At 73.0% G+C, this 24,809-nt stretch carries 22 protein-coding genes; 16 read left to right on the top strand and 6 right to left on the bottom strand.

Going from position 1 to position 24,809, the window contains the following annotated elements; genetic code table 11:
* Window positions 1-2 precede the first annotated feature (2 nt).
* Window positions 3-713 carry a response regulator transcription factor gene (locus ACFXKZ_RS00455; protein ID WP_379994827.1) on the bottom strand — a complete coding sequence of 237 codons (711 nt, stop codon included), beginning with the start codon at window positions 711-713 and terminating at the stop codon, window positions 3-5.
* 315 nt (window positions 714-1,028) lie between these two features.
* Here ACFXKZ_RS00455 and ACFXKZ_RS00460 point away from each other — a divergent pair, with 315 nt between their 5' ends.
* The 9 genes from ACFXKZ_RS00460 (at window position 1,029) to ACFXKZ_RS00500 (ending at window position 10,980) form a co-directional block, all read left to right on the top strand.
* Window positions 1,029-1,919, top strand: a complete 891-nt coding sequence (locus ACFXKZ_RS00460) for a phosphatase PAP2 family protein (RefSeq protein WP_379994829.1) — start codon at window positions 1,029-1,031, stop codon at window positions 1,917-1,919.
* A 109-nt stretch (window positions 1,920-2,028) separates the two neighbouring features.
* On the top strand, window positions 2,029-3,567 hold the full coding sequence (locus ACFXKZ_RS00465; RefSeq protein ID WP_379994831.1) for an MFS transporter: 1,539 nt from the start codon (window positions 2,029-2,031) through the stop codon (window positions 3,565-3,567).
* Between the two features lie 63 nt (window positions 3,568-3,630).
* Entirely contained in the window at window positions 3,631-4,449 is an 819-nt protein-coding gene (locus ACFXKZ_RS00470) for an enoyl-CoA hydratase/isomerase family protein (RefSeq protein ID WP_379997238.1), read from the top strand.
* A gap of 144 nt (window positions 4,450-4,593) precedes the next feature.
* Window positions 4,594-5,793, top strand: coding sequence for a PucR family transcriptional regulator (locus tag ACFXKZ_RS00475; RefSeq protein ID WP_379994833.1), 1,200 nt, complete (start codon window positions 4,594-4,596; stop codon window positions 5,791-5,793).
* A 162-nt stretch (window positions 5,794-5,955) separates the two neighbouring features.
* On the top strand, window positions 5,956-6,765 hold the full coding sequence (locus tag ACFXKZ_RS00480) for an ABC transporter ATP-binding protein (protein ID WP_379994835.1): 810 nt from the start codon (window positions 5,956-5,958) through the stop codon (window positions 6,763-6,765).
* A complete protein-coding gene (locus ACFXKZ_RS00485) occupies window positions 6,762-7,616 on the top strand; it encodes an ABC transporter ATP-binding protein (RefSeq protein ID WP_379994837.1) in 855 nt (284 codons plus the stop codon). Before ACFXKZ_RS00480 ends, ACFXKZ_RS00485 begins: the two co-directional genes overlap by 4 nt.
* Entirely contained in the window at window positions 7,613-8,503 is an 891-nt protein-coding gene (locus ACFXKZ_RS00490) for a branched-chain amino acid ABC transporter permease (RefSeq protein ID WP_379994839.1), read from the top strand. The genes ACFXKZ_RS00485 and ACFXKZ_RS00490 overlap by 4 nt, the downstream gene beginning before the upstream one ends.
* A gap of 37 nt (window positions 8,504-8,540) precedes the next feature.
* Complete coding sequence (locus ACFXKZ_RS00495) at window positions 8,541-9,713, top strand: branched-chain amino acid ABC transporter permease (protein ID WP_379997240.1); 1,173 nt, start codon at window positions 8,541-8,543, stop codon at window positions 9,711-9,713.
* Between the two features lie 4 nt (window positions 9,714-9,717).
* Entirely contained in the window at window positions 9,718-10,980 is a 1,263-nt protein-coding gene (locus tag ACFXKZ_RS00500) for an ABC transporter substrate-binding protein (protein ID WP_379994841.1), read from the top strand.
* Window positions 10,981-11,008: 28 nt separating this feature from the next.
* Here ACFXKZ_RS00500 and ACFXKZ_RS00505 read toward each other — a convergent pair whose 3' ends face one another.
* Window positions 11,009-11,581, bottom strand: coding sequence for a hypothetical protein (locus ACFXKZ_RS00505; protein WP_379994843.1), 573 nt, complete (start codon window positions 11,579-11,581; stop codon window positions 11,009-11,011).
* A 127-nt stretch (window positions 11,582-11,708) separates the two neighbouring features.
* Between ACFXKZ_RS00505 and ACFXKZ_RS00510 the strand changes: the two genes are divergently transcribed.
* The 3 genes from ACFXKZ_RS00510 (at window position 11,709) to ACFXKZ_RS00520 (ending at window position 14,604) form a co-directional block, all read left to right on the top strand.
* Entirely contained in the window at window positions 11,709-12,167 is a 459-nt protein-coding gene (locus ACFXKZ_RS00510; protein ID WP_379994845.1) for a MarR family winged helix-turn-helix transcriptional regulator, read from the top strand.
* A 77-nt stretch (window positions 12,168-12,244) separates the two neighbouring features.
* A complete protein-coding gene (locus tag ACFXKZ_RS00515; protein ID WP_379994847.1) occupies window positions 12,245-13,537 on the top strand; it encodes an acyl-CoA dehydrogenase family protein in 1,293 nt (430 codons plus the stop codon).
* Window positions 13,534-14,604: a phosphotransferase family protein gene (locus tag ACFXKZ_RS00520; RefSeq protein WP_379994849.1), complete on the top strand. Its 1,071-nt coding sequence runs from the start codon at window positions 13,534-13,536 to the stop codon at window positions 14,602-14,604. The genes ACFXKZ_RS00515 and ACFXKZ_RS00520 overlap by 4 nt, the downstream gene beginning before the upstream one ends.
* 226 nt (window positions 14,605-14,830) lie before the next feature.
* On the opposite strand, the gene ACFXKZ_RS00525 is transcribed toward ACFXKZ_RS00520, so the two are convergent.
* The 4 genes from ACFXKZ_RS00525 to ACFXKZ_RS00540 all read right to left on the bottom strand — a co-directional run bounded on the left by ACFXKZ_RS00525 (window position 14,831) and on the right by ACFXKZ_RS00540 (window position 19,121).
* Window positions 14,831-16,090, bottom strand: a complete 1,260-nt coding sequence (locus ACFXKZ_RS00525; protein ID WP_379994851.1) for an ABC transporter substrate-binding protein — start codon at window positions 16,088-16,090, stop codon at window positions 14,831-14,833.
* Complete coding sequence (locus tag ACFXKZ_RS00530; protein ID WP_379994853.1) at window positions 16,087-17,469, bottom strand: hypothetical protein; 1,383 nt, start codon at window positions 17,467-17,469, stop codon at window positions 16,087-16,089. Before ACFXKZ_RS00530 ends, ACFXKZ_RS00525 begins: the two co-directional genes overlap by 4 nt.
* Before the next feature lie 156 nt (window positions 17,470-17,625).
* On the bottom strand, window positions 17,626-18,381 hold the full coding sequence (locus tag ACFXKZ_RS00535) for an SDR family NAD(P)-dependent oxidoreductase (RefSeq protein ID WP_379994855.1): 756 nt from the start codon (window positions 18,379-18,381) through the stop codon (window positions 17,626-17,628).
* Window positions 18,378-19,121, bottom strand: a complete 744-nt coding sequence (locus ACFXKZ_RS00540; protein WP_379994857.1) for an SDR family NAD(P)-dependent oxidoreductase — start codon at window positions 19,119-19,121, stop codon at window positions 18,378-18,380. Before ACFXKZ_RS00540 ends, ACFXKZ_RS00535 begins: the two co-directional genes overlap by 4 nt.
* A 162-nt stretch (window positions 19,122-19,283) precedes the next feature.
* Here ACFXKZ_RS00540 and ACFXKZ_RS00545 point away from each other — a divergent pair, with 162 nt between their 5' ends.
* The 4 genes from ACFXKZ_RS00545 to ACFXKZ_RS00560 all read left to right on the top strand — a co-directional run bounded on the left by ACFXKZ_RS00545 (window position 19,284) and on the right by ACFXKZ_RS00560 (window position 24,751).
* Complete coding sequence (locus ACFXKZ_RS00545; protein WP_379994859.1) at window positions 19,284-19,565, top strand: FmdB family zinc ribbon protein; 282 nt, start codon at window positions 19,284-19,286, stop codon at window positions 19,563-19,565.
* A gap of 200 nt (window positions 19,566-19,765) precedes the next feature.
* Window positions 19,766-21,028, top strand: coding sequence for a formamidase (fmdA, locus tag ACFXKZ_RS00550; RefSeq protein WP_379994861.1), 1,263 nt, complete (start codon window positions 19,766-19,768; stop codon window positions 21,026-21,028).
* A gap of 124 nt (window positions 21,029-21,152) precedes the next feature.
* Window positions 21,153-22,940, top strand: a complete 1,788-nt coding sequence (locus ACFXKZ_RS00555) for a hypothetical protein (protein WP_379994863.1) — start codon at window positions 21,153-21,155, stop codon at window positions 22,938-22,940.
* A gap of 56 nt (window positions 22,941-22,996) precedes the next feature.
* Window positions 22,997-24,751 (top strand): hypothetical protein, encoded by a 1,755-nt coding sequence (locus ACFXKZ_RS00560; RefSeq protein WP_379994865.1) that lies wholly within the window; start codon window positions 22,997-22,999, stop codon window positions 24,749-24,751.
* The last annotated feature ends 58 nt before the right edge of the window (window positions 24,752-24,809 follow it).

Raw genomic sequence — 24,809 nt, forward strand, 5'->3', positions numbered from 1 at the left:
GTTCAGGACGGTGCCTCCAGCGCGTAGCCCACACCGTGGACGGTGCGGATCCACTCGGCGCCGAGTTTACGGCGCAACGCCTTCACATGGCTGTCCACTGTGCGCGTCCCGGACGCGTCCACCCAGTCCCACACCTCGGCCAACAACTGCTCGCGCGAGAGCACCGCCCGCGGTCGCGAGGCGAGGCAGACCAGCAGGTCGAACTCGGTCGGGGTCAGGTGCACCTCGTCGACGCCGAGCCGGACCCGGCGCTGGGTGCGGTCGATTCGCAACACGCCCAACTGGAGCGCGGCCTCGGGGGAGACCGCCCGGGCCGCCGCCTCGGCCCGCTCCAGCCGGCGCAGCAGCACGTGCACCCGGGCCACCAGCTCGCGCATCGAGAACGGCTTGGTCATGTAGTCGTCGGCGCCCACCGCCAGGCCGACGAGCAGATCGGTCTCGTCGTCACGCGCGGTCAGCATGAGCACCGGCAGCCCCGGGTGCAGCGCCTGGAGCCGACGACACACCTCCAGGCCGTCGAGCCCGGGCAACATCACGTCGAGCACGACCAGATCGGGACGGGTGCCGGCGGCCGTGGCCAGCGCCGAGGGACCGTCGGGCGCGGTGATCGCGCCGAACCCCTCCGCCCGGAGCCGGGCGGCCACCGCGTCGGCGATCATGGGCTCGTCCTCGACCACGAGTACGAGCCGCTTTTCCCCCGTCGCGTCGGTCATACCCGCAGCCTACGTACCGTCGGCGGGCGGTGTGCGCGAGTTGGCCAGGCTCGCCCGAACCGGGGAGACCCCCTACGACGTCCAGAGGAGAAGGGGCCGTAACAAGGTACCGAGGTACCCCCTGCGAGCCGGCCCCGATTGGTACTTCAGGGGGAGGATCGGTCTAACCTGATCCGTCTACCCTGGCTGAAGCGTTGCCGCCGGACAACGCACCCCTCGATCCGCCGCGCGGATCCGGGGAGTGGTCCACGACCCGGGTGGTGACGGATCGGATCGAATCGGCCGACCGACGGCTCAACCGACAGCATGGGGGACGTGGTGAAGGGCAACGTCACGGAGGATCCCTCCCACGAGGTCGAGGGGCGCGAGCAGTCGCCGCCGACCACGCAGGCGGGGTCGGTGACGAAGGCCGGCGAGGCGGCGAGGGCTTCGGACGAGGCGGCCGCGGCCAAGGCCCGCCGGATGCGCACGATCAAGGACGCGGCCCGCGAGCTGCTTCTGGTCGCGCTGCTGTTCGGGGTGTACAAGCTCGGTCGCGGGCTGGCCTCGGGCGAGACGTCCACCGCCTTCTCGAACGCGAAGCAGCTGCTGACCATGCAGCAGGACCTGCGACTGCCCGACGAGGCGTCGATCCAGCACTGGTTCATGCAGTCGCACGCGGCCATCACGTTCTGCAACAAGTACTACGCCTACGTGCACTTCCCGGCGACCGTCGGGTTCCTGCTGTGGTTGTGGATCCGCCATCGCGAGCACTACAAGTGGGTGCGCAACATCCTGGCGATGATGACCGGCGCCGCGCTGATCATCCACATCCTGGTGCCGCTGGCGCCGCCGCGGAAGATGCCGGGCTTCACCGACACGGGGATGGACGCGGGCGACTCGCCGTACGCCGGCGCCGGCGCCAAGATCGCCAACCAGTTCGCCGCGATGCCGTCGCTGCACGTGGGCTGGGCGGTGGTGGTCGCGCTCGGGGTGGCCTCGGTCTGGCGCGCGGCCGGGACCGGTCGCAAGATCGCGAGCTGGGCGATGTGGCTGCATCCGGCGATCACGCTGCTCGTGGTCGTGGTGACCGCGAACCACTACTGGATGGACGCGGTGGTCGCGGTGCTGCTGATGATCTTCGCGATGGCCGTACTGCCCGGACCGGATCGTCAGCTGCGGCGCGAAACACCACGCGGGATCCCGGCGCCGCGGATAGCCCGCTAGCTCGTACCGCCCGTGGTACGGGGTCGGGGGCAGGGGGGTCGATCGGCCGTTCGGCGCAGGACCCGCGTGCGGTGGCTTTCGGCGGAGCGTCGAGGGGCATGATGCTCGGGTGTCCGTCTCCCTCCCCTCCGGGGGCATCCGCGCCAAGACTCCCGCCGGTCGATGGGTGCTGCTCGCCACCGTGCTCGGCTCCGGCATGGCGATGCTCGACTCGACCGTCGTCAACGTGGCGCTGCCGAGCATCGGACGCTCCTTCGACGCCTCGCTCGCGGCGCTGCAGTGGACGGTCAACGCGTACACCCTCACCCTGGCCGGGCTGATCCTGCTCGGCGGCGCGCTGGGCGATCGCTACGGGCGACGTCGGGTGTTCGTGATCGGGGTGGCCTGGTTCGCGCTGGCCTCGCTGCTGTGCGGGATCGCGCCGAACGTCGAGACGCTGATCGCCGCCCGCGCGCTCCAGGGCATCGGCGGCGCGCTGCTGACCCCCGGCTCGCTGGCGATCATCCAGGCCACGTTCCACGCCGACGACCGGGCCCGGGCGGTGGGCACCTGGTCGGGGCTCGGCGGCGTGGCGAGCGCGATCGGGCCGTTTCTGGGCGGCTGGCTGGTGGACGCGGTCAGTTGGCGATGGGTCTTCCTGATCAATCTGCCGTTGGCGGTGGTGACCATCGTGGTGGCGCTGCGCACCGTCCCGGAGACCTTCGATCCGCAACCGCGAGGCCGGTTCGACGTGACCGGTGCGGCGCTCGCCGCGCTGGCCCTGGCGGGGGTGACGTGGGCCTTGGTGGAGGCGCAGACCAACCCGACCTCGGCGGCGCTCGCGGCCGCGGCCGGGGTGGTGACGGGTGTGGCGTTCGTCCTGGTGGAGAAGCGCTCGCGCGAGCCGATGTTGCCGCTGGACATCTTCCGGATCCGGCTGTTCACCTCGGTCAACGTGGTGACGCTGTTCGTCTACGGCGCGCTGGGCGCGTTCATGCTGCTCCTGGTGCTCGAATTGCAGACGGTGGCGGGCTATTCGGCGCAGGAGGCTGGTCTGGCGCTGTTGCCGGTCACCGTGGTGATGCTGTTCCTGTCCGCCAGGTCGGGCGATCTGGCCCGGCGGATCGGGCCGCGATGGCAGTTGTCCGTGGGGCCGCTGGTGTGCGCGGGCGGGCTGCTGACGCTGCAGCGGGTCGGTCCGCACGCGTCCTACGCCACCGACGTGCTGCCCGGGGTGGTGGTGTTCGGTCTGGGCCTGGCGATCCTGGTCGCGCCGCTGACCGCGACCGTGCTGGCCTCGGTCGACGTCGCTCGGGCGGGCATCGCGAGCGGGGTCAACAACGCGGCGGCCCGGGCGGCGGGACTGCTCGCGGTGGCCGGTCTGCCGGCGCTGGTCGGGTTGTCCGGTGACGGCTACCGGGACCCGGGTGTGGTGGACACCGGCTTCGATCGCGCGTTGTGGATCTGCGCGGCGCTCCTTGTGGTCGGCTCGGCGGTGGCCTGGTTCACCGTACCGAGCGGGGCGCTGGCCACGACCGAGCCGGACGTCCCGGGTGGGCGCGCCGCGCCGTGTGTGCGGGTCGGCTGCGACATGGCGGGGCCGCCGCTGGATCCGGGGCACGAGCGGGTACCGGGGGGCGCGCCGGGGCGGGAGCGGCCGGCACCGTAGCGTGGCCTCGCGACGCGGGTCGGCGGCGCGGTTCGGCGCGGGAGAGGCGGCGGGATGGGCACCATGGACACCGGGGTCGACGGGCTCGTGGTCGAGGCGGAGGGCCCGATCGCCACGCTGCGGATCGATCGCCCGCACGCGCGCGGGGCGCTGACCGCGGCGATGTGGGCGGCGCTGCCGGGCATCCTGGCCGCGCTCGACGCCGACCCCGAGGTGAGTGTGCTGGTGCTGACCGGCAGCGGCGGGGTGTTCTCCGCGGGCGCCGACATCCGCGAGCTGCGCGGGCACTACGCCACGGCCGAGTCGGCGGACGCCTACCACGCGCTGAACGCGGCCGCCGAGCGGGCGCTGGCCGGTTTCGGGAAGCCGACGATCGCCTTCGTCCAGGGCCCGTGCGTGGGCGGCGGGTGCCAGCTTGCCGCCGCCTGCGACCTGCGCTTCGCGGACACCACGGCCCGGTTCGGGGTGACGCCCGCCAAGCTCGGCATCGTCTACGACGCGGGGTCGACCGCGCGGCTGGCCCGGCTGGTGGGCGTGTCCACGGCCAAGTACCTGTTGTTCTCCGCCGAGTTGATCGACGCGGCGCACGCGCTGCGGGTGGGCCTGGTGGACGGGGTGTTCGGGCCGGAGGAGGCGCACAGAAGCGTGTACGACCTCGCCCGGACGATCGCCTCGCGCTCGCAGCTGACGGTACGTGCCGCCAAGGACCTGTTGGCGATGGACCTTTCCGGTGTCCCGGGCGCGGATCCGGGGGTCGACGGCGACCCGGTCGAGGTCTGGCGCGAGCGGTGGGAGCGGGAGTCGCGCGGCTCGGCCGACGTCCGCGAGGGGTTGGCGGCCTTCACCGAGCGCCGCGCGCCGCGCTTCGCCTGGAACGGCTGAGGCCCGGGCCCTCGTCCGACACGCACCGGGCCGCGGCCGGCACATCACAGCTCGGCGGCGGCCCGTTCGTCCCCTGCCTGCCGGGCGTTTCGATCTGCCACTGTTGCCCCGGACGGCGTCCTTGACCTTGTGGGGTGGGGTTCCATGGTCGATGCGGAGGGGTCCGACGGGCCGAAACACAGCGCGCTGCTGCGGCGGGCGGCACGGGCCCTGCCGGGGCGGTTGCCGGAGCTGACCGATCGGCTCGTGGCGGAGTTGCAGGATCTCGAACCCGCCTATGTGGCGGGCGGGGTGCCGCCGGACGAGTTGTGGCAGAGCACACACGAGGCGCTTCGGGTCGCGGTGGGCGCGCTCGCGGTGTGGCCGCGCGAACTGGAGGGCAGCCGCTGGGCGTCGGGGCGGCTGGCCCGGCGGCGGGCCGAGCAGGGGGTGCCGCTGGAGGCGCTGCTGCACGCCTACCGGCTCGGCGGGGTGATGTTGTGGCAGACGTTGGTCGAGGTCGCGGCGGAGCAGGAGCCGGACGAGGTACGGCTGTTGGTGCACGTGGCCACCGACGTGTGGAACTTCGTCGACCGGCACGCGAGCGCGATCGCCGACGAGTATCGGCGGGTCCAGACGGAGCTGACCAACCGTCACGACGAGCGGGTGCACGCCCTGTTGGACACGCTCTTGGACGGCCGGGCGCCGGAAGCGGACCTCGCCGCGGCGGCGGGGGTGTTGGACCTGCCCGAGCGGGGCCGCTACGCCGTGGTCGCGGTGCGCCATCCGCTGCCCGGTACCGGTGTGCACGACGCGCCTCGGCGGGCCGCGCCGAACGGGGTGCGGGTGGTCTGGCGGGCGCGCGCGGAAGGGGAGTTCGCGGTGGTCCTGCTCGGCACCTCGGGGCTGGACGAGATTGCCGAAACGTTCGGCCCGGTGGCCGGGTCGCGGACCGGGATCAGCCCGATCGTGGACGGGTTGGCCGCGCTGGGTCGGGCCCGGCGGCTCGCCGAGATCGCGCTGCGCACGTGTACCGCCGACGGTGAATGCGCGCGCTTGGACGAGCGGTTGCCCGCCGCCCTGGTGGCCTCGCAGCCCGATCTGGCGCGGGATCTGGCGGCCCGGGTGCTCGGGCCGATTCTGGCCCTGGACGCGGTGGACCGGGACCTGCTGCTCGGTACGTTCGGCGCCTGGCTCGACTCGGGCGGCTCGGCGGTGCGCGCGGGCCGGCGGTTGTTCTGCCATCGCAACACCGTGCTCAACCGGCTGCGTCGGATGGAACAGCTGACCGGGCGCGAACTGGGCCTGCCGCGCGACCTGGTGGAGTTGGCGTTGGCCCTGGACGCGCATCGACTGAGCGCCTGAGGAGGGGCCCGAGACACGGCCTGCCGCGCGGTACGGGCTGTGCCGCTGCACAAGACGCACGCCGCTGCGTTGGTCGGCTGCCCCGACCTCGCGGGCGGATCTGGACTCCGTGCACCCCCCGTGCTGTGATCGCGGTCACTCCAACAGCGGGGGAGGGGTGCGATGGAACCGGGAGCGCTCCTCGTCGAGGGCCTGGAGGTCGTCTACGGCCGGTCCGTCCGGGCCCTGCGCGGCGTCTGCCTCGACGTGCCCGGCAACGGCGTGGTGGCCGTGCTCGGCGCGAACGGGGCGGGCAAGAGCACCCTCCTGCGGGCCGTGTCGGGCACGCTGTCCCTGCATCGGGGCACAATCGCCGGCGGCTCCATCCGCTACGACGGCGTCCGGCTCGGCGGCCGCGACCCGGCCGCGATCGTGCGCGCCGGGGTGGTGCAGGTCCCGGAGGGGCGGCGGGTGTTCGCCCATCTGACGGTGGCCGAGAACCTGCGCGCGGGCACGCTGGGCCGGCGCGGGCGGGCGGCGGAGATCCGCGCCGAACACGACCGGGTGCTCGACCTGTTCCCGGTCCTCGCCGAGCGGCGCGAGCAGCGCGCCGGCCTGCTCTCCGGCGGCGAACAGCAGATGTTGGCGATCGGTCGGGCGCTGATGGCCGCGCCGCGCCTGCTGCTCCTGGACGAGCCCTCGCTCGGCCTCGCGCCGCGCATGGTGGGTCGGATCGCAGGGGTGATCCGGGAGATCGCCGCCCGGGGTACGGCCGTGCTGCTGGTCGAGCAGAACGCGACGATCGCCCTCGACCTGGCCGAGAAGGCGTACGTGCTCGACGTCGGCGAGGTGCGGCTGGCCGGTGCGTCGGCCGACCTCGCCCGTACCGACGAGGTGCGCCGGTTGTACCTGGGCGAGGCGGTCGAAGCGGAGGGCACACCCGCGCCGGTCCGGACCACTTCGCGTCGGGCGCTCGGACGGTGGACCGGATGAGCGGCGCGGCGACACCGGAGGTGCCCGAGCTGACGCTGCGCGCGGTCACCGTACGCTTCGCCGGCCTGCTCGCGCTGGACGCGGTCGGCTTCACCGTCGCGCCGGGCACGATCCACGCGGTCATCGGCCCGAACGGCGCGGGCAAGTCGACCTGCTTCAACGTGCTTTCCGGCGTGTACCGGGCCGAGCGCGGCAGCGTGCGGCTCGGCGCGCACGACCTGACCCGGCTGCCCCCGCACAGGATCGCCGGTCTCGGACTCGCCCGTACGTTCCAGAACATCGTGCTCACCCGGGGCACGGTCGCGGACAACCTGATGCTCGGCCGGCACGTGCTGACCCGCTCCGGCTTCGCGGCCACCGCACTGCGCCTGCCGAGGGTGGTCCGCGAGCAGCGCAGGCATCGCGAACGGGCCCGGGAGATCGCCGAGTTCATGCAGCTGGGCGCGGTCTTCGACACCTCCGTCGCGCTGTTGCCGTACGGCATGCGCAAGCGGGTGGAGATGGCCCGCGCGTTGTGCATGGAACCCGGGGTATTGCTGCTCGACGAACCGGTGGCCGGGATGAACGCCGAGGAGCGGGCGCAGACCTCGGACACGATCGCCTCGATCCGGGACTCGCTCGGCATCTCGATCGTGCTGGTCGAGCACGACATGGGGCTGGTGATGCGGATCGCCGACGCGGTGACCGTGCTCGACTTCGGCCGGCGGATCGCGAGCGGTACACCGGCCGAGGTGCGACGCGACCCCGCGGTGATCCGCGCCTACCTCGGCGCGGGCGACGAGGGCGAAGACGGCGAGCACGACCCGAGTGGCGACGGCGGCCGGAGCGAGAGTCACGAGGAGTCCCGATGACCAAACTCGCCGAGATCGTCCTCAACGGCTTCGCGCTCGGATCGGTCTACGCGCTGATCGCGCTCGGCTTCGTGGTGATCTTCAAGGCGTCGGGCGTGATCAACTTCGCGCACGCGTCGCTGCTGCTGCTCGGCGGGTTCACCGTGGCCAAGCTGCACGACGACCTCGGCTTCACGCTCGCGCTGCTCGTCGCGGTGGTGGTGACGGCCGCGGTGGCGGGCCTGGTCGAGATGGTGTTCATCCGCGGCCTGGGCCGCACCGAGGTGCACACCCTGACCATCCTCACCATCGGCGTGGACATCCTGCTGACCACCGAACTCACCCGCCGGATCGGCTCCGACGTGCTGAGCCTGGGCGATCCGTGGCAGGCGGGCGTGCGGGACTGGGGCGGCGTGCACATCGCCGACGCGCGGATCGCCTGCGTCGTGGTGGCCGTGCTGCTGATCGGCGCATTCTTCGCGGCGTTCCGCTTCACCGCCTGGGGGTTGTCGATGCGCGCGGCGGCCGAGGACCGGGAGGCGGCGGCGCTGATGGGGGTGCGGCTCGGGCGGGTGCAGTTGATCGCGTGGTGTGTGGCGGGGGCGCTGGCCGCGGTCGCGGCGGTGTTCCTGGCCGCGTTCCCGTCCGCGGGCCTGGACCGGTCCACCGGGCAGATCGCGCTCGCCGCGTTCCCGGCGGCGATCCTGGGCGGCATGGACTCGGCCGCCGGAGCCCTGCTCGGCAGCCTGTTGGTGGGGCTGACCTCGGCGCTGACCGCGGGCTACCAGAGCGATCTGAGTTGGCTCGGCGCCAACCTCGGCGATGTCGCCCCGTACGTCGTGATGTTGCTCGTGTTGATCTGGCGGCCGACCGGCCTGCTCGGCTCGAAGGAGCGTGCCCGTGTCTGAGCGCCTGTCCGCGCCGGAGAGCCGGGCCGCAGAATCGATTCCGGCCCGACACGCCGCGGCGGCCCGCCCGGGGCCGCGCCGGTGGTTTCGGCCCGGCGCGGTGGTCGTGGTCGTCGGGGTGCTGCTGGTGCTGCCGTTCTACGTGACCGCGTTCTGGTTGCAGACCGGCCTGTTCGCGATGGCCGCCGCGATCGGTGCGATCGGGCTCAACCTGCTGTCCGGCACCACCGGCCAACTCTCCCTCGGGCACGCCTTTTTCCTGGCCTTCGGCGCCTACGGCTACGTCTGGCTCGCGGGCGACTCGGGTCGGGTGGGGGTGCACCACCTGAGCGGCGCGGGCCTGCCGCCGCTGCTCGCGCTGGTCCTGGCGGTGCTGCTGACCGGTGTGGTGGGCGGCCTGTTCAGCCCGATCTCCGGGCGGCTGCGCGGAATGTACCTCGGCGTCGCCACGCTGGCCCTGGTGTTCATTGGACACCACGTGATGCTCAACGCGACGTCGGTGACCGGCGGCTTCAACGGGCGTTCGGTGCCCTCGATGGGGGTCGGCGACTTCACCCTCACCGACGGCCGGCCGGACGGCCTGGAGGTGCTCGGCATTCCTTTCGGTCGGCTCGAACGGCTGTGGTACTTCGCGCTGATCCTGGTCCTGGTCGCCGCGCTGACCGCGCGCAACCTGGTGCGCGGGCGGCCCGGACGGGCGCTGGGCGCGGTCCGGGACAGCGAGATCGCGGCCGCGGTGATGGGCGTCGCGCCGGCCCGGTACCGCTCCGCCGCGTTCGTGGTGTCGTCGATGTACGCGGGTCTCGCGGGCGCGCTGATCGCGCTGATTTTCAACCGGGTGGTGCCGGACTACTTCGGCCTCGCGCTGTCCATCGACTACCTCGCGATGATCGTGATCGGCGGCCTCGGTTCGGTCACCGGCGCCGTGGTCGGCGCGGCGTTCGTGACGATGTTGCCGCAGGTGCTGAGCAAGTACGCGGACACGCTGCCGCTCGTGGTGGCGCCCGGCAGCCCGGAGTCGGGGGTGGGGCCGGGCGAGGCCGCGCGCTACCTGTACGGCGCGGCGATCGTGCTGGTCCTGCTGTTCGCCCCGGGCGGCCTGGTCGGCCTGCTGCGCGGTCGAGCGGGCGGTGGCCCCGGCGGGCGCGGCGAAGGACTCGGACGACTCGGACGTACCCAGGGCTCCATCCGTATCGGCTCCAAGGAGTAGCACCGTGAGGCTTCGGAACGGCGTGCGTGTGGGGGCGGCGCTCGCGGCGCTCGTGCTGGCGGCGACGGCGTGCAGCACCAAGGGCGACGACGACAAGAAGGACAAGCAGTCGGGCGGGGTCAAGTCCGGCCCCGGGGTCACCGATACGACGATCACGCTCGGCGCGCTGACCGATCTGTCCGGTCCCTACGCGCCGTTGGGCAAGAGCATCGTCAACGCCCAGCAGTTGTACGTGGACGAGATCAACGCGCAGGGCGGGATCTGCGGACGCAAGTTGGCGATCACCGTGCGCGACCACGGCTACGACGTGCAGAAGGCGGTGGCCGCCTACACCGAGATCAAGGGCGGCGTCGCGGGCTTTCCACAGGTGATCGGCTCGGCCGTGGTCACCGCGTTGCAGGACAGCCTGAAACAGGACCGGATCCTGACCTTCCCGCAGGCCTGGCCGGCGACCCTGCTGAACCGGTCGGAGATCCAGATCGTCGGTACCACCTACGACATCGACATGATCAACGGGATGGACTTCCTGGCCCAGGCGGCGCAGCTGAAGTCCGGGGACAAGGTCGGGCACGTCTACTTCGAGGGCGAGTACGGCGAAAACGCGCTGGCGGGCGCGAAGTTCGCGGCCGGGAAGCTCGGCGTGCAGATCGTCGAGCAGAAGATCAAGGCCACCGACACCGACCTGACCGCGCAGATCGCCGCACTGCGCGGCGCGGGCGTCAAGGCGATCCTGATCAGCGCCGGGCCGACGCAGACCGCGACCCTGGTCGGCTTCGGCGCGGTGGCCGGGCTGCGGGTGCCGGTGCTCACCAGCGCGCCGGGCTTCCACCCGCAGGTGATGGCGAGCGCCGCGGCGGGGGCGCTGGAGCAACTGTTGTACGTGGTGAGCGCGGCGCCGGCGATCGGCGCGGACATCCCGGCGGTGAAGAAGCTCGCCGCCGACTACAAGGCCAAGTATCCGGACGGGACCCTGGACCAGGGGGTGATCTCCGGGTACAACGCGATGAAGATCTTCGGCGAGGACCTGAAGGCGGCGTGCGCGGCGAAGGACCTGTCGCACGCCGGGATCATCGCCGCGCATCGGCAGCAGAAGCAGATGGACACCGGCCTCGGCACGCCCGAGGACTTCTCCGACGTGACCAAGCCGGCCACCTACAAGTCGTACATCCTCAAGCCGAGCAAGGCCGCGCCGGGCAACCTGGTGGTGGCCAAGGACGCGTACGAGGTGCCGGCGGCGCGGGAGTACAAGTTGCCGGCGGCCGGGTAGCGGCTCGCCCGGGACTCGACGGCCCGCCCTACCGGATGGCCGGTGCGGGCGAGCCGAAGGTCAGGGTGATCCCGGCCGGCGGTCGGGCGGTGCCGTCGGCGGCCAGGGAGGCGCCGCTGAGGCTGTACAGGCGGGCGGTGCCGACGCCGGCGTAGGCGGCGATGCCCGGGCGTGCTCGGGCGGCGGCCAACGGGCCGTCGGGGCCGGTCATCCGGCTGCTCGGGCCCCGGTCGTGGTGCAGGTGGACCACACCGGGGCCGAGCACCAGGTATTGCACCTCGTGGTCCAGCACCCGACAGGCGACCACCGTGGCGGCCGGGGTGGCCTCGTGCCCGAGGTCGCAGCGGGCCCCGTGCAGCGCGGCGGTCTCGGCGATCGTGTCGGCCAGACAGTCGGCGATGCCGCGCTCCGGCCGATCGGTCAGCCGGGCGAGCAGGTGCACCCCCAGCCGCCGCAGGAACCACCCCATGCCGTGCCCGCACCCGCCCACGGGCTCGGTCGACGCGGCGGCCACCACGACCCCGGCCTCGGGTGTGGCGAGCGCGAACGCGCGTTCTGCGGAATCGTTTTTCGGGCCTTCGACGACCACCTCGGCATGCACGAAGATCAGTCTTGGGGACGAACGTCGGTGGGGACAGGGGTACGGGGCCGATTGGCTCGAAGGAGTGGGCGAAGGGCCGCCGCCGGGTGGCCGCCGCGGCTCCCGTCGGCCCCCGTACGCTGACGCCATGACCGACGAGGCGAGCCGACGCAGGATCAACGAGGCGATCAGCTCGGTCCGCAGGCTGATGAGCAGTCGGCGGCTGGACGCGCTGCACATGGAGCGGTCCGGGGTGCCGTTGAGCCTGGTCGCGATCGGGGTGTTGCATCGCATCATCGACTTCGGGCCGATTCGGCCGACGGAGTTGGCGGAGCGGGCCGACATCCAACCGGCCGCGTTGAGTCGCCAGATCCGCATCCTGGAGGAGGGCGGCTACTCGGTTCGGGTCACCGCTCCCGAGGACGGTCGAGTGGCGCTCCTGGAGGCGACCGCGCGCGGGCGCGAGGCGTACCGGCTGTTCGTGGCCGCCAACGACGCGATGTTGGCGCGGCAGTTGTCCGGGTGGACGGCGGAGGAGCTGAACGACCTGGCCGATCGTATGCAGCGGTTGGTGGCCGACCTGCGCGGGCCGCTGGACGAGGAGTGAGCGGTGCGGCCGGGCGCCGGTGATCGGCGTCGCGCGAGATGATTGACTCTGTTAATTAACAGAGTTAACGTCCCGCCATGGCATGGGATTTCAGTACCGATCCAAAGGTCGCCGCCGAACTGGCGTGGATCCGGCGGATGGTGGTCGACGAGATCGAGCCGCTCGACCTGGTGAAACACCGGATGAGCGCGGACAACTGGCGCGCCGCCACCGACCCGCTCAAGCAGGCGGTCAAGGACCGGGGGCTCTGGGCCGCGCACCTGGACCCGGCCCTGGGCGGCGGCGGGTTCGGCCAGGTCCGGCTCGCGTTGATGCACGAGATCCTGGGGCGTACGCCGTCGGCGCCGGCCGTCTTCGGCAATCAGGCGCCCGACTCGGGCAACGGCGAACTGCTCGCCGTGGGTGCGTCGAAGGCGCAGAAGGAGCGCTGGTTGTGGCCGCTGCTGGACGGCCGGCTGACCAGTTCGTTCTCGTTGACCGAACCGCACACGGCCGGCTCCGATCCGACCGGGATCCGGACCCGGGCGGTGCGCGACGGCGCGGACTGGGTGATCGACGGGCACAAGTGGTTCGCCTCGAACGCGCGCCGGGCCGACTTCGTGCTGGTCTTCGCGGTCACCGACCCCGATGCCGAACGCCACCGGCGGGCCTCGATGTTCGTGGTCGAGCGGGGGACGCCCGGGATGCGCGTGGTGCGCGACGTGCCCACCATGCACCACCCGTACGACGGCGCCGCGACCCATCACCTCGGCGGCCACGCGGAACTGCTCTTCGAGGGTTGCCGGGTGCCGCACGAGAACCTGATCGGCGCGCCCGGGGATGCGTTCGTACTGGCCCAGAAGCGGCTGAACGGCGGTCGGATCCAGCACACGATGCGCTGGATCGGCCAGTGCCGGCGGGCCTTCGACATGCTCTGCGAGCGGGCCCTGTCCCGGCATTCGCACGGCCGGCCGCTCGCCGAGCACCAACTGGTGCAGGCGATGGTGACCGAATCCGCGATCGACATCCGGGCGTTGCGGCTGATGACCCTCGAAGCCGCCTGGATCTGGGACCACCAGGGACCGGCGGCGGCCCGCCAGGCGGTGTCGGAGGTCAAGTATCGGGGCGCGCGGATCCTGCACGAGGTGGTCGATCGGGCGATCCAGGTGCACGGCGCGCTGGGCTACTCGGCCGACCTGCCGCTGGAGGAGATGTACCGGCTGGCCCGCAACTTCCGGCTGTCGGACGGCGCGGACGAGGTGCACGTCGCGCAGGTGGCCAAACTCGCGCTGCGCGGCCGGCGGGCGGTCGAGGGGTGGCCGAGCGAGCACATCCCGACCCGCCGCGCGGCGGCCGAGGCGCGCTTCGCGACGCTGCTGGACCTGCCGTGAGCGCGCCGGGGGCGGTGGACGCGCGGGCGCTCGCCGACTGGATGGCCGGGCGGGGCCTGCTTGCGCGGGGGACGGAGTTGCGGGTCCAGGCGTTGGCGGGCGGCTCGTCCAATCCCACCTACCGGGTGCGCGGCGGCGGTGTCGACCTGGTGTTGCGTACGCCGCCTCGGCGCGGCGGGCTGCCCACCGCGCACGACATGGACCGGGAGTACCGGTTCCAGGCGGCGCTCGCGGGCGGCGCGGTCCCGGTCGCGCCGATGGTCGCGCTGTGTCCGGATCCGGCGGTGATCGGGGTGCCGTTCTACCTGATGGGTCGCTTGGACGGGGTCGTGTACGGCCGGGCCGAGTCGGTGCGGGGGTTGCCCGCGGACACGGCGGCGGCGGTCGGCGGCGAACTGGCGCGCACCCTGGCCCGGTTGCACGCGGTGGATCCGGTGGCGGCGGGGCTCGGCGACTACGCACGGCCCGAGCCCTATTCGGTACGCCAGTTGCGGCGGTGGCGGCGGCAATGGGCGGCCTCCGCCGCGGGGTCGGTGCCGGCGGTCGACGAGGTGTTGGTCGTGCTGGCCGCCCGGGTGCCGGAGGTGGGCCCGGACCGGATCGTGCACGGCGACTACAACCTGGCCAACGTGATGTACGAACGGGACCGCCCGGAGCGGGTGCTCGCGGTGCTCGACTGGGAACTGGCCGCGCTCGGCCCGGCGGCGGCCGACGTCGGTCAACTGCTCGCCTACTGGGGGCCGGCGGGACGGCTGTTGGCGGCCGGGCGGGGCGGGCACGCGCCGGATGCCCATCCTGGGTTGCCCACGGCGGACGGGTTGCTCGCCGCGTACCTCGCCGAGCGCGCTGCCGCCGAGCGTGGTGCCGACGGCGCCGACCGCGACGCCCGGGATGAGCTGAATATCCGTCATATCCCGTTCTGGGAAGCCTTCGCGGTGATCAAGCTTGCGATCGTGTGCGCGGGTGCGCTCGGTCGCGCGGCGGATCCGTCGGGTGAGCGTCGGCAGCGGATCGAGTCCCTCGTGACCGGTTTGACGGCCATTGCCCGGGACACGCTGGAGGAGTGAGGTTACGCCTGGAACGAACCCCGAGAATCGGGGCAAATCCCTCGATGGTTGTGCGGAGAAAAGTAAAATTCTCAAGAACTTCGCCTCGGATACGCATGAGTAGCCGGTCGAGGGGCCAAGATTGCAGGTGTTCGCCAGGGAGCGTGGCGAACACTTCGAGACGAGGCGGGCCCGGCCGGGGCGGGCCCGCCGCGTCCCTCCCGGAACCGAACGATCTCCGACCCGATCAGTACGCGGTGGCCCGCACCCGTTCGAGGTCGTCGAGGATGCGGTCCAGGGCCGACGGATCCGATACGTAGGCCGATACCGCCCGTTGGAACGCGCTGCGCATCGTGGTGGGCATCAGATCCGACCCGTCGAAGCGGATCGACCGCGCCCCGGCCAGCTCGGTGCCGAGCCGCCTGGTCACCTCGTCCCGATAAGCGTCCGGCGGCACGTTGCGGTCCGGGGACAGCGCGGTGCCCGTCTTGACCCACAACGCCTGCGCCCGGGTACTCGTCAGATAGTTGAGCAGCTCTCGGGCCGCCGACGTCGGGTGGAACATCGCCGCGACGTCGCCCGCGACCTCGCGTGCGGGCGGTGTGTCGAACCCGGGGAAGGCGAACGTGTCGTAGCCGGGGGCCGTGCCGGGCGGGGTGCGCGCCGCGTAGGTGCCGGCCACGAACGAGCCCTGGTGGTCGAACACGCACCCGCCGCGGGCATCGAGCACCTGCTCCGACTTGTCGAAGCCGCTCAGCAGGACGTTGATCGGCCCGCCCCGGACGCTGTCCTGGTTGGTCACCAGCTCTCCCCAGCTCTGCCAGGCCGCCCTGATCTCCGGTGCCTCCCAGGACAGTTGTCCGCGTACCCAGGAGTCGTAGATGTCCGGCCCGGAGCGGGCCAGCACCAGATCCTCGACCCAGTCGGTGCCGGGCCAGCCCGAGGTGGTGCTGGAGGCCAGCCCCATGCACCACGGAGTCGTGCCCGCGGCCCGCAACTTGGCTGTGGTGTCCTTCAGTTGCGCCCAGGAGGTGGGCGGCGGTTCGTGGACCGAAGCCAATTTGGCCCGGTTGTACCAGATGGTGCTCTTGAGCGCAGCCTTGATCACCACCGCCACCTGACGGCCGTTCACCCGCCCCGGCGCCAGCCACTCGGGCGCGTAATCCGGGTGGATCTCGTCCAGTGGCACGAGCTTGTTCATTTTGTCGTAGTGCAGCAGATCGCCCGGCGAACTGAGCACCGCGATCTCCGGCGGATCCCCCTCCTCCACCCGAGCGGCCACCACCGCCGCCACGTCCCGGGTTCCCTCCAAGCGCACGTCGATCCCGGTCTCCCGCTCGAACGGCGCCACCACGTCGTAGAACGCCTTCTTCTCGGCCTCCTCCCAGGTGCCCAGCACATTCACGACCCGCGTCGGCGACGCGGTGGTGCACGCCACGGGGGTCAGCGCCGCACCGACCAAGAGCAGGGCACCGAGGGCCGCTCGCGACCTGCCGACAGTGATCACCGAAGCCTCCCGTATTCGAATCGGCGCACCAGCACCCCCGCCAGGGCGAGGACCAGCACGGCCGTGCACACCACCGGGCCACCCACGGTCAGCCCGCCGTCGTCGGCCGCCTCGGCCAGCGCCGCGTCGGCCTCCCGGCGGCCGGCGATCAGCGCGTCGGTCAACGCCGCCTCGGCGTCGTCCGCCGCGCCCGACATGAGCCCCTCGGACCGGCCGGTCACCGTGGCCGCCCCGGCGCCGCCGTCCCGGGTGCCCCCGCGCGGCGCCTCCGCTCGGGCCCGCTCGCCCGCCTGGCGCAGCGCGCCGAGCGCGGTCAGCGCCCGCGCGCCCGCCGCCCGCAGCGGCACCGATCGGTCCTGGGCCAGCGCGGTGGCGATCAGGCCGCCGAACCTGGGGTCGGCGCCGGTGCGCACCGCGTCGATGTCGTCCACCGACGGCAGCGGTTCGGCCAGGTCCCGCAGGGTGAGTCCGGCCTTGACGTCGCTCGTGCGCGGTACCCCGCCCGAGGCGAGGTCCAGGGCGGTGCTGCCGACCACCTCGTGGACCGCGGTACGCGCCTGCCACAGCGCGGACTGGCTGGTGAGCCCGCGCCCGGCCGCCTCGGCCAGCCGATCGTGGGTGGTCTGCGCGTGCAGCACGGTCCAGGCGATCAGCGCGGCCAGCGCGGCGGCGCCCAGCAGCAGCGGCGGACTGGTGCGGCGGCGGAAGCGGCGGCGCAGGTACCTGTGCGCGAACAGCAGGAGCAGCAGGGCCAGGAACGCGGTCGCCCCGAACGGGACCGCCACGTACGTACCGACCCACCAGGTCGAGCGGGCCGCCCGGATGTCCTCCAGGTCGGCCCGCCGCTGGTCGTAGAGCCCGGTGACGATCGACCGCCGCAGATCGGACGCGTAGAACACGTTGGCCAGGGACAGCGGCCCGTCGCCGCCGGTCTGGGCCAGGCCGACCATGATCGTGTACTCGACCATCAGCGCGTTGACCCCGGTCAGCCGCGCGCGGGCGCCCGGATCGTCGCGGTGCAGGTCGGCGGCCACGGTGAGGTACTGGTTGGCCCGCTTGACCGCGTCCTGGTAGTCCTGCCCCGGGCCGGTCAACGAGAACGCGCCCGACACCAGGCTCGTCGCCGTCGCCCGGTCGGCCTCGGTCAGCGCGGCGGCGGCCTGGTCGAGGGCCAGCGCCGCCGGGATGCGCCGGTCGCGCAACTCCGCCGTGGTCGCCCGGGAGCGGTCCGCTATCAGCACGGACAGTGTGCATACCGGGATCAGCGCGAGCACCAACAGCACTGCCAGCGCGACCAATCGGCTCGGCGTGGAGGCGGGCAGCCGGGGCCGGACCCGCGACGGACGGTGTGTGATCGAGCCTGCTGTGGTGCTGGACATGGAACGGGCGCCCCCTCGTTCCGCTCGGCAACCCGGTCAGGTTAGACGCGTGATCGGCCGGTTACCACACGGTGTTCGCCCTTGTCGGAAAAGGGTGCCGTGTGCTAAGTACGGGCTGCTTGAGGGGATTTGGTCGGGGTCGCCGCCCGGCGCGGTTCACAGGAACGTGTCCCGGCCCCCGTTGACGATCAGGGTCTGGCCGGTCACGTAGCGGGAGGCGGGCCCGCACAGGAACACCGCGGGCGCCCCGATGTCGGTCTCCGGATCGCCGACCCGGCGCATCGGCACCTTGTCCGCGATCCGCCCCTCCATGGTCGGATCCGCCTCGAACGCCGCCGCAAGCGCGGGTGTCACGGCCAGTGGCGCCAGCCCGTTGACCCGGACACCGGTGGGACCCCACTCGCGGGCCAGCGCCTTGACGAAGCCCCGCTGGGCGCCCTTGACCCCCGCGTAGAAGGACAGGTTCGCGCTGCCGCGCATCCCGGCCGGGGAGGTCAGCAGCAACAACGCGCCCTCGGTGGCGCGCAGATGCGGGTACGCGGCGCGGGCGACGGTGAACGAGCCGGTGAGCGAGACGTCGGCGTGCTCGCGCCACAGCGCCGGGTCCGCGTGCTCCAGGTCCACCGGTTCGCTGGAGCGCCGCGACGTGGCGTTGTGCACCACCGCGTCCAGTCGGCCGAAGCGGGCCGCGGTCGCCTCGATCGCGGCCCGGACCGACTCCGCCGAGGTGACGTCGCACGTGGTCGCCCACGCGGTGCCGCCGCGCGCGGCGATCTCGTCCACCACCTCGGCACCGGCCGCGAGTCGGCGCGCGGTCACCACGACGGTGGAGCCGGCCGCCGCCAGGGCCAGGGCGATGCCCCTGCCGAGGCCCGCCGCCGCACCCGTCACCAGGGCCACGTGTTCGGTCACGGCGTCATCAGCGCTCCTCCGTCGACGATCAGGGTGGTGCCGGTCAGCCGGGCCGCGGCCGGGTCGAGCAGCAGTGCCACGGCGTCCGCGACGTCGGCCGGCGTGGTCGGGCCGGGCAGTACCGCCTCGCCCCGGTCCACGTCGGTGCCGCGCAGGTGCTCGGCGCCGTAGGCGAACACGTCGGGGGTGACGAGGTTGACGGTGATCCCGTCGGCCGCCCAGCGGCGCGCGGCCGACTTGGCCAACGCGCGCAGCGTCTCGGCGGCGGTGGCGAGCGGGACCAGGTCGGCGGCGCCTTCCAGGGCGACCGCGGGCACCACCAGGACGAGGCGGCCCCGGCGCGGGGCCAGCAGTTCGCGGGCCGCCTGGAGCACGGTCAGGCCGTGCCGGACCGGGTCCTCGGCCAGCCGCCGCCACTGCTCGTCGGTCAGCGCGGCGAGCGGACGCGGGGTGAACGCTTCGTCGGGCAACAGGGTGTACACGAGCGCGTCGACCGCGTCGTGGCCGGCCTGCCGCAGCAGGTCGGGGAGGGCGTCGCGGAAGGCGTCCGGGGTGTCCAGGCAGACCTCGGTGGCGACCACGCGCGCACCCGTGGCGGCAGCGGTCTCGGCGAGTCGACCCGACGCCCGCGCCACCTCCCGGTCGCACAGGATCAGGTCGCGGCCGTCCGCGACGAGCCGGTGCGCGACGGCCTCGCCGAGGCCGGTCGCACCCACGACGAGGGCGACTTGTTCCGCCACGGGACCTCCGAAGATGGGGACCGGCTGGTGATCGACAGCGATGGAACCACGGAGCAGGCGAATTGACCATGCGTCAGGTGCGATCCGCGTGTCGTCCGTTTCCTTTTGCCCGGCGCTGTGTTGTGCTTCCGGCAGACCCGGTGACCAGGTGAGGAGGCGATCGTGGCGACCTACGTGTACCGATGCGCGGACTGCGGTGACTTCGAGCTGACCCGACCGCTGGGCGAGGCCGGCCCGAGCGAACGATGTCCCGCCTGTGCGGAGCCCGGTCGGCGGGTGTGGACCGCACCGCGACTGGCCGGCAACGGCGTCCGGATGCGCGCGGCCGCCGCCGAGGAGCGCTCGGCCCACGCCCCCACCGTGACCTCGGGCCCACCACCGCGACCCGGAGTACGCGCGCCCGGCGACCCCCGGCACGCCCGACTACCCCGGGGCGGGTCTTGAACCCCCCGTCGGGCTCCGCGACGCCCGGCACCGCACCTCGCCGCCCCGGCGAACCACCCGAATAGAACCACTATGCAGGTGCTCCGCCGGCACGCCGATGCACGGCACCGGACGCCGCGGAGCGACGGGGGGTTCAAGACCCGTCCCGGCCCTGACGCTTCGTCACCGGCCGCCGTCACCAAGAGGCTTCGAGGAGTCACATGCCCGAGATCGTGTTCGGTGTCGACCAGTCCCGCCCCTTCCGGGAGCAGAAGACGCCGGGCCACAACCGATGGCACCCGGACGTGCCGCCGGTGACCGTGGTCAAGCCCGGCGCCGAGTTCCGGATCGAGTGTCGCGAGTGGTTCGACGGCACGATCGGCAACAACGACAGCGCCGACGACGTGCGCGACGCGGACCTGACCATGGTGCACCAGCTCAGCGGGCCGATCGGGGTCGAGGGCGCGCGGCCGGGCGACCTGCTGATCGTGGACATCCTCGACGTCGGTGCCTGCCCGCAGGACGACACCTTCGCGGTGACCGGCCCGGTGGCCGGCCAGGGCTGGGGCTACACCGGCCTGTTCGCGAAGGAGAACGGTGGCGGCTTCCTCACCGACCACTTCCCCGGCGCGTACAAGGCGGTCTGGGACTTCCACGGGCAACGCGCCACCTCCCGGCACGTCCCCGGGGTCGAACTGACCGGCATGATCCACCCCGGCCTGATGGGCACCGCCCCCTCGGCCCGACTGCTCGCCGAGTGGAACGCCCGTGAGGGCGCGCTGCGCGCAACCGACCCGAACCGGGTGCCGCCGCTCGCGCTGCCGCCCGAGCCGATCGCCGCCGTGCTCGGCTCGATGGACGCCGCACGCGCCGCCGAGGCCGTCCGGGAGGCCGCGCGCACCGCACCGCCGCGCGAGAACGGCGGAAACCAGGACATCAAAAACCTCACCGCGGGCTCTCGGATCTTCTACCCCGTATTCGTCGACGGAGCCAAACTCTCCGTGGGCGACCTGCACTTCTGCCAGGGCGACGGCGAGATCACCTTCTGCGGCGCGATCGAGATGGGCGGCTTCATCGACCTGCGCGTGGACGTGATCAAGGGCGGCATGGAGACCTACGGGGTGACCACCAACCCGATCTTCATGCCCGGAAGGTCGGCGCCGCAGTACAGCGAATACCTGACCTTCACCGGGTTCTCGGTCACCGAGGACGGCGAACAGCGCTACCTGGACTCGACGTTGGCGTATCGGCGGGCCTGCCTGAACGCGATCACCTATCTGACCAAGTTCGGCTACACCCCCGAGCAGGCGTATCTGATCCTGGGCGCGGCGCCGATCGAGGGCCGGTTCTCCGGCGTAGTGGACATCCCGAACGCCTGCGCGACGCTGTATCTGCCGACGGAGATCTTCGACGTCGACATCCGCCCGTCGGCGGCCGGACCGGTGCGCGTCGACCGTGGGCAGTGCGCCACGACGAGCGACTGAACCGGGGCCGGCGAACCGAAGGGGAGGGCACTCCGCGCGCTTCGGCGCCGGGGTGCACCTCGGCCGAGTTGTTGTCGGCCGGACCCCGTAACTTCCTGGTGAGGACGCCACGGAGGGTGCACGAGTGTCGAAGACCGCCATCATCGCGCTGCTGGCCGAATTGAACGATGTCGACGGAACGATCTTCGCACGGATGCGGGAGGAGATGCCGGCGGCGCTCCGGGAGACCGAGACGCTGCCGCCGGCCCTGGTGCGCGACGCGCTGCGCCGCGCGGACGAGGCCGCGCTGTTCGCGATCGCCGGCAACCTGGGGCTGCCGCGCGGCGCGCTCGCCGAGTTGTACACCGGGCCGGCCCTGCCGGCGCTGCGCGCGCTGCGGGCACTGGCCCCGAAGAATCCTCGCGCCTACACCGAAGTCACGCGCGGATCAGGCGAGTTGATCGAGCGTCACCTCGGCTGCTCGACCGCCGCCTGGGGCCGACTGCTGGCCGCGTTGCCGACCTGTACGACCTCCCTGGGCGCGGCGATCGAGGCGGCGGGGGCGGGCGAGGCGGTGACGGGGGCCGGCGAGGAGGCGGCCGACCTGCGCGTCCCGGCGGATCTACGCGCCGAATTCCGCCAGTTGTTGCTGCTCGCGCCCGCGGAGGTGTTGGCCGAACTTTTGCCCGCGCTGCGCCCGCACACCGTGCGCGACCTGCTGCGGTTCGGCGCCGAGGTGGCGCCGGCCGTCCTGACCGAGCTGATCGCCCGGGCGACGCCGGCCCAGCGGCTCGCGCTGGCCCGGGCCCGGCGGGCCCGCCCCGAGGTGGCCGGCGCGCTGATCGAGCTGGGCGATTCGGCGCTGAACGCGGCGGTCTACCTCAACCCGCGCACCGGCCCGGCGATCCGGGCCCGGATCATGGCGTCGGCGACCCCGCTGCACCCGACCGTGGCGGAACGGGTTTGCCGTGACTGGGCGATCACGATTCGGCTGCCCGCGCTGTGGTCCGGCGACCCGCTCCTGGTCCGCTCCGCCCTGCTGCGGCGCGGCGCGTTGGGGCTGCCCCTGGCCGAGTGCCTGGCGATCTGGCAGGAACGCGGCGTGGAGGGGCTGCGCCCGTATACCCACCACGTGGCGCCGATGCCGACCGGGCGACAGGCGCAGCCGTTCCGGGCCCCGCGCTACCGGCTGGTGCTGCTGATCACCCTGCTGCGACTGGGCGAACGATCCGGACCGCGCGCCGCCCTGGACCTGGTTGCCGACCTGGGCCTGCCGGAACCCCTGGCCGCCCGCTGCCGCGAACTGCTCGCCGAACCGGACGCGCTCGACCGGCTGCGGGCCGAGGTCGCCGCCGCCGGCGGCACCCGCCGACTCGCGCGGCGGCTGCGCGGCCACCTGCCGACGGTCGGCTGGCCGATGATCGAGACACCCGTCGTGGACTGGGCCGAGATCCGCCGGGCGCACCGGCGCAACCCGTTCGGCGACCGGGCGTTGGCGCTGCTGCTCGACCAGGACGGGTGCCCGACCGAACTGCGCCGCGCCGCCGAGGCCGTGCCGCGTTCCCCGTACCGCCCGCGCCCCGGTCGTTGGCCGACGCCGGTGACCTGGACCGATCCGCGCGGCGTGCACTGGCGCACCCCCGAGGAGCAGACCACCGCGACCGCGTTGGCGACCGGGCGGGTGCCGCTCGCCGAGGTGCTGACCCGGCCGCGCGCGGTGACCGCCGCCGAACTCCTCGGCCGCTGCGAGGCGATCGCCCCCGACGCGCCCGCCGCTCGCGAACTCCGAGAGCGTTTGCGGGCCCTGATAGCGGGTCAGGTCGCTCCGGCGGACCGCGTGCCGTTCGCCGTGGTCGCGCTGCGGCTGTTGCCGGACTTCGAGGGCAGCCTGGCCGAACTGGTCACCACCGCGGCCGGCGCCGCCCGTACCTGACCGCGCCCGGCACCGGCCGTCGCCGGGTGGGCCACGACCCCGAGAGGGCCTTCGAGATGGAATACCCCGCCGCGTTCGCGCTGCTGGCCGCGCTGGACAACGCCGAGGGCGAGGTGTTCGCCCGGGTGCGCGGCACCTACGCCCCGCACCTGAACAAGACGCGCGGCCTTCCGGTCGCGCTGATCCGCTCGGTGATCCGACACGGCTCCGGCGCGGACCTGATGAAGGCCGCGGCGCGCAACCCGCACGAGCGGGTCACCGCCGAGGTGTTCGCCGACGCGCGACCGGCCGTCGCGGTGTTGCGCTTCCTGCGCCACTGCGGCTCCCACGACGAACTGTCCTATCTGCGTCCGATGGCCGAGGTCACCGCGCTCCTGGACCGGCACCTGGGCGCCGACCCGCGCGCCTGGTCGCGGCTGCTCGCACTGCTCCCGAACGGGCGGGGCACGGTCGCCGAGACCATCGAGGAGGCGGGCGCGGGGTCGGGCGGTCGCGAGGCGATTCCCGCGCCGCCGGCCGCGATCGCCGTCGAGTGGCGGCAACTGCTGCTGAGCGCCCGCCCCGAGCACCTGGTCGCGCTGATCCCGCACCTGCGCCCGCGTACCCTGCTCGACCTGGCGCACTTCGGCGCCGCGTTGCCCGTCGAGGTGGTCGCCGAGACGGTGCGCCGCGCGACCGCCCGACAGCGCCGGACGCTGGCCGCCGCCGAATATCCGCGCGCCGAGGTGTTCGACGCGCTGATCGAGCTGGGCGACCCCGGGTTGAACGCGGTCGTCTACGCCAACTCCCGGGTGGGCGACCGCGAACGCAACCTGATCATGGCCGCCGCGGGCACGGTCCCGCCGGATCCGACCACGGTGGCGCGGGTGATCCGGTCGGACAACGTGCGCTACCGGCGCCCCGCGGTGTGGTCCGGCGACCCGACCCTGGTGCGCGCCGCGCTGTTGCGGGTGCGGTACTCGAGCGTGGTGGTGGCCAAGGCGGTCGAGGCGTGGGAACGCGGCGGGATCGCGGCGCTGCGCCCGCTGTTCTACAACCGCTACGAGAACAAGCAGCACGAGCCGTTCGTGCCGCCGGTGCAGCGCGGTGTGCTGCTCGGCGCGCTGTTGGGCCTGTGGAACCGGCACGGGCCGGCGGAGGCGGAGCGGCTGATCGACGACCTGCCGCTGCGGCCGGGTGTGGCCGCGAAGTTGCGGGCGATGTGCGCGGACGGTGACGCGGGCCGGGCGCGGATGCGGGAGGAGTGTCGACAGGCGTTCGACAAGCGCACCCGGCACGTGGTGCTCCGGGAGCCGATGGGCTTTCGGGCCGGCGCCCCGGGCTATCCGCCGACGGGGTGGCCTCTGCTCCTGGCGGCGCACGCCGAGGAGCCGTTGGCCGGCGCGACGGCGCGCACGCTGAGCGCCTTCCCCGGCTGCCCGGCGGAGATACTCGCCGCCGCCGAGGACGGCACCGTCCTGCGGGCGATCTGGCCGGTTCGCGACCGGTGGTGTGCCAAGACCGGGCACGACCACGTGTACACGCACGAGGCGCGTCGACTGCGCGCCGAGTTGGCGAAGATCCCGGGACTGGCCGACCAGGTGTTCTCCGGCCTGGTGCCCGCCGGCAAGGCACTGGACGTCTACGACCGGATCCAGCGGTACGGCGCCGACGCGTCGCTGGTCGACAACCATCGGGAGCGCATGCCCGCGTATCTCCGCGAATACCTGGGCGAGGGCATCGAAGCCCGGGTGGTCGCGGCCCGACTGGCTCCCTCGTTCGCCGGAACGCTGCCCGAGCTGTTGGCGACAGCCGCCGCCGCGGCGGGCTGAACGGGAGGGGGTCGGTGGTGTGCGAGTCGTGTGCGGGTCCGGGAAAAGCGTTGGTGCG

This window comes from Embleya sp. NPDC059237 (assembly GCF_042754105.1).
Lineage (GTDB): Bacteria > Actinomycetota > Actinomycetes > Streptomycetales > Streptomycetaceae > Embleya.

Excerpts from the sequence above, each read along its gene's own strand:
- ACFXKZ_RS00455 (WP_379994827.1), bottom strand. The coding sequence starts at position 713 with ATGACCGACGCGACGGGGGAAAAGCGGCTCGTACTCGTGGTCGAGGAC.
- ACFXKZ_RS00470 (WP_379997238.1), top strand. The coding sequence starts at position 3,631 with ATGGACACCGGGGTCGACGGGCTCGTGGTCGAGGCGGAGGGCCCGATC.
- ACFXKZ_RS00475 (WP_379994833.1), top strand. The coding sequence starts at position 4,594 with ATGGTCGATGCGGAGGGGTCCGACGGGCCGAAACACAGCGCGCTGCTG.
- ACFXKZ_RS00480 (WP_379994835.1), top strand. The coding sequence starts at position 5,956 with ATGGAACCGGGAGCGCTCCTCGTCGAGGGCCTGGAGGTCGTCTACGGC.
- ACFXKZ_RS00485 (WP_379994837.1), top strand. The coding sequence starts at position 6,762 with ATGAGCGGCGCGGCGACACCGGAGGTGCCCGAGCTGACGCTGCGCGCG.
- ACFXKZ_RS00490 (WP_379994839.1), top strand. The coding sequence starts at position 7,613 with ATGACCAAACTCGCCGAGATCGTCCTCAACGGCTTCGCGCTCGGATCG.
- ACFXKZ_RS00510 (WP_379994845.1), top strand. The coding sequence starts at position 11,709 with ATGACCGACGAGGCGAGCCGACGCAGGATCAACGAGGCGATCAGCTCG.
- ACFXKZ_RS00515 (WP_379994847.1), top strand. The coding sequence starts at position 12,245 with ATGGCATGGGATTTCAGTACCGATCCAAAGGTCGCCGCCGAACTGGCG.
- ACFXKZ_RS00530 (WP_379994853.1), bottom strand. The coding sequence starts at position 17,469 with ATGTCCAGCACCACAGCAGGCTCGATCACACACCGTCCGTCGCGGGTC.
- fmdA (WP_379994861.1), top strand. The coding sequence starts at position 19,766 with ATGCCCGAGATCGTGTTCGGTGTCGACCAGTCCCGCCCCTTCCGGGAG.
- ACFXKZ_RS00560 (WP_379994865.1), top strand. The coding sequence starts at position 22,997 with ATGGAATACCCCGCCGCGTTCGCGCTGCTGGCCGCGCTGGACAACGCC.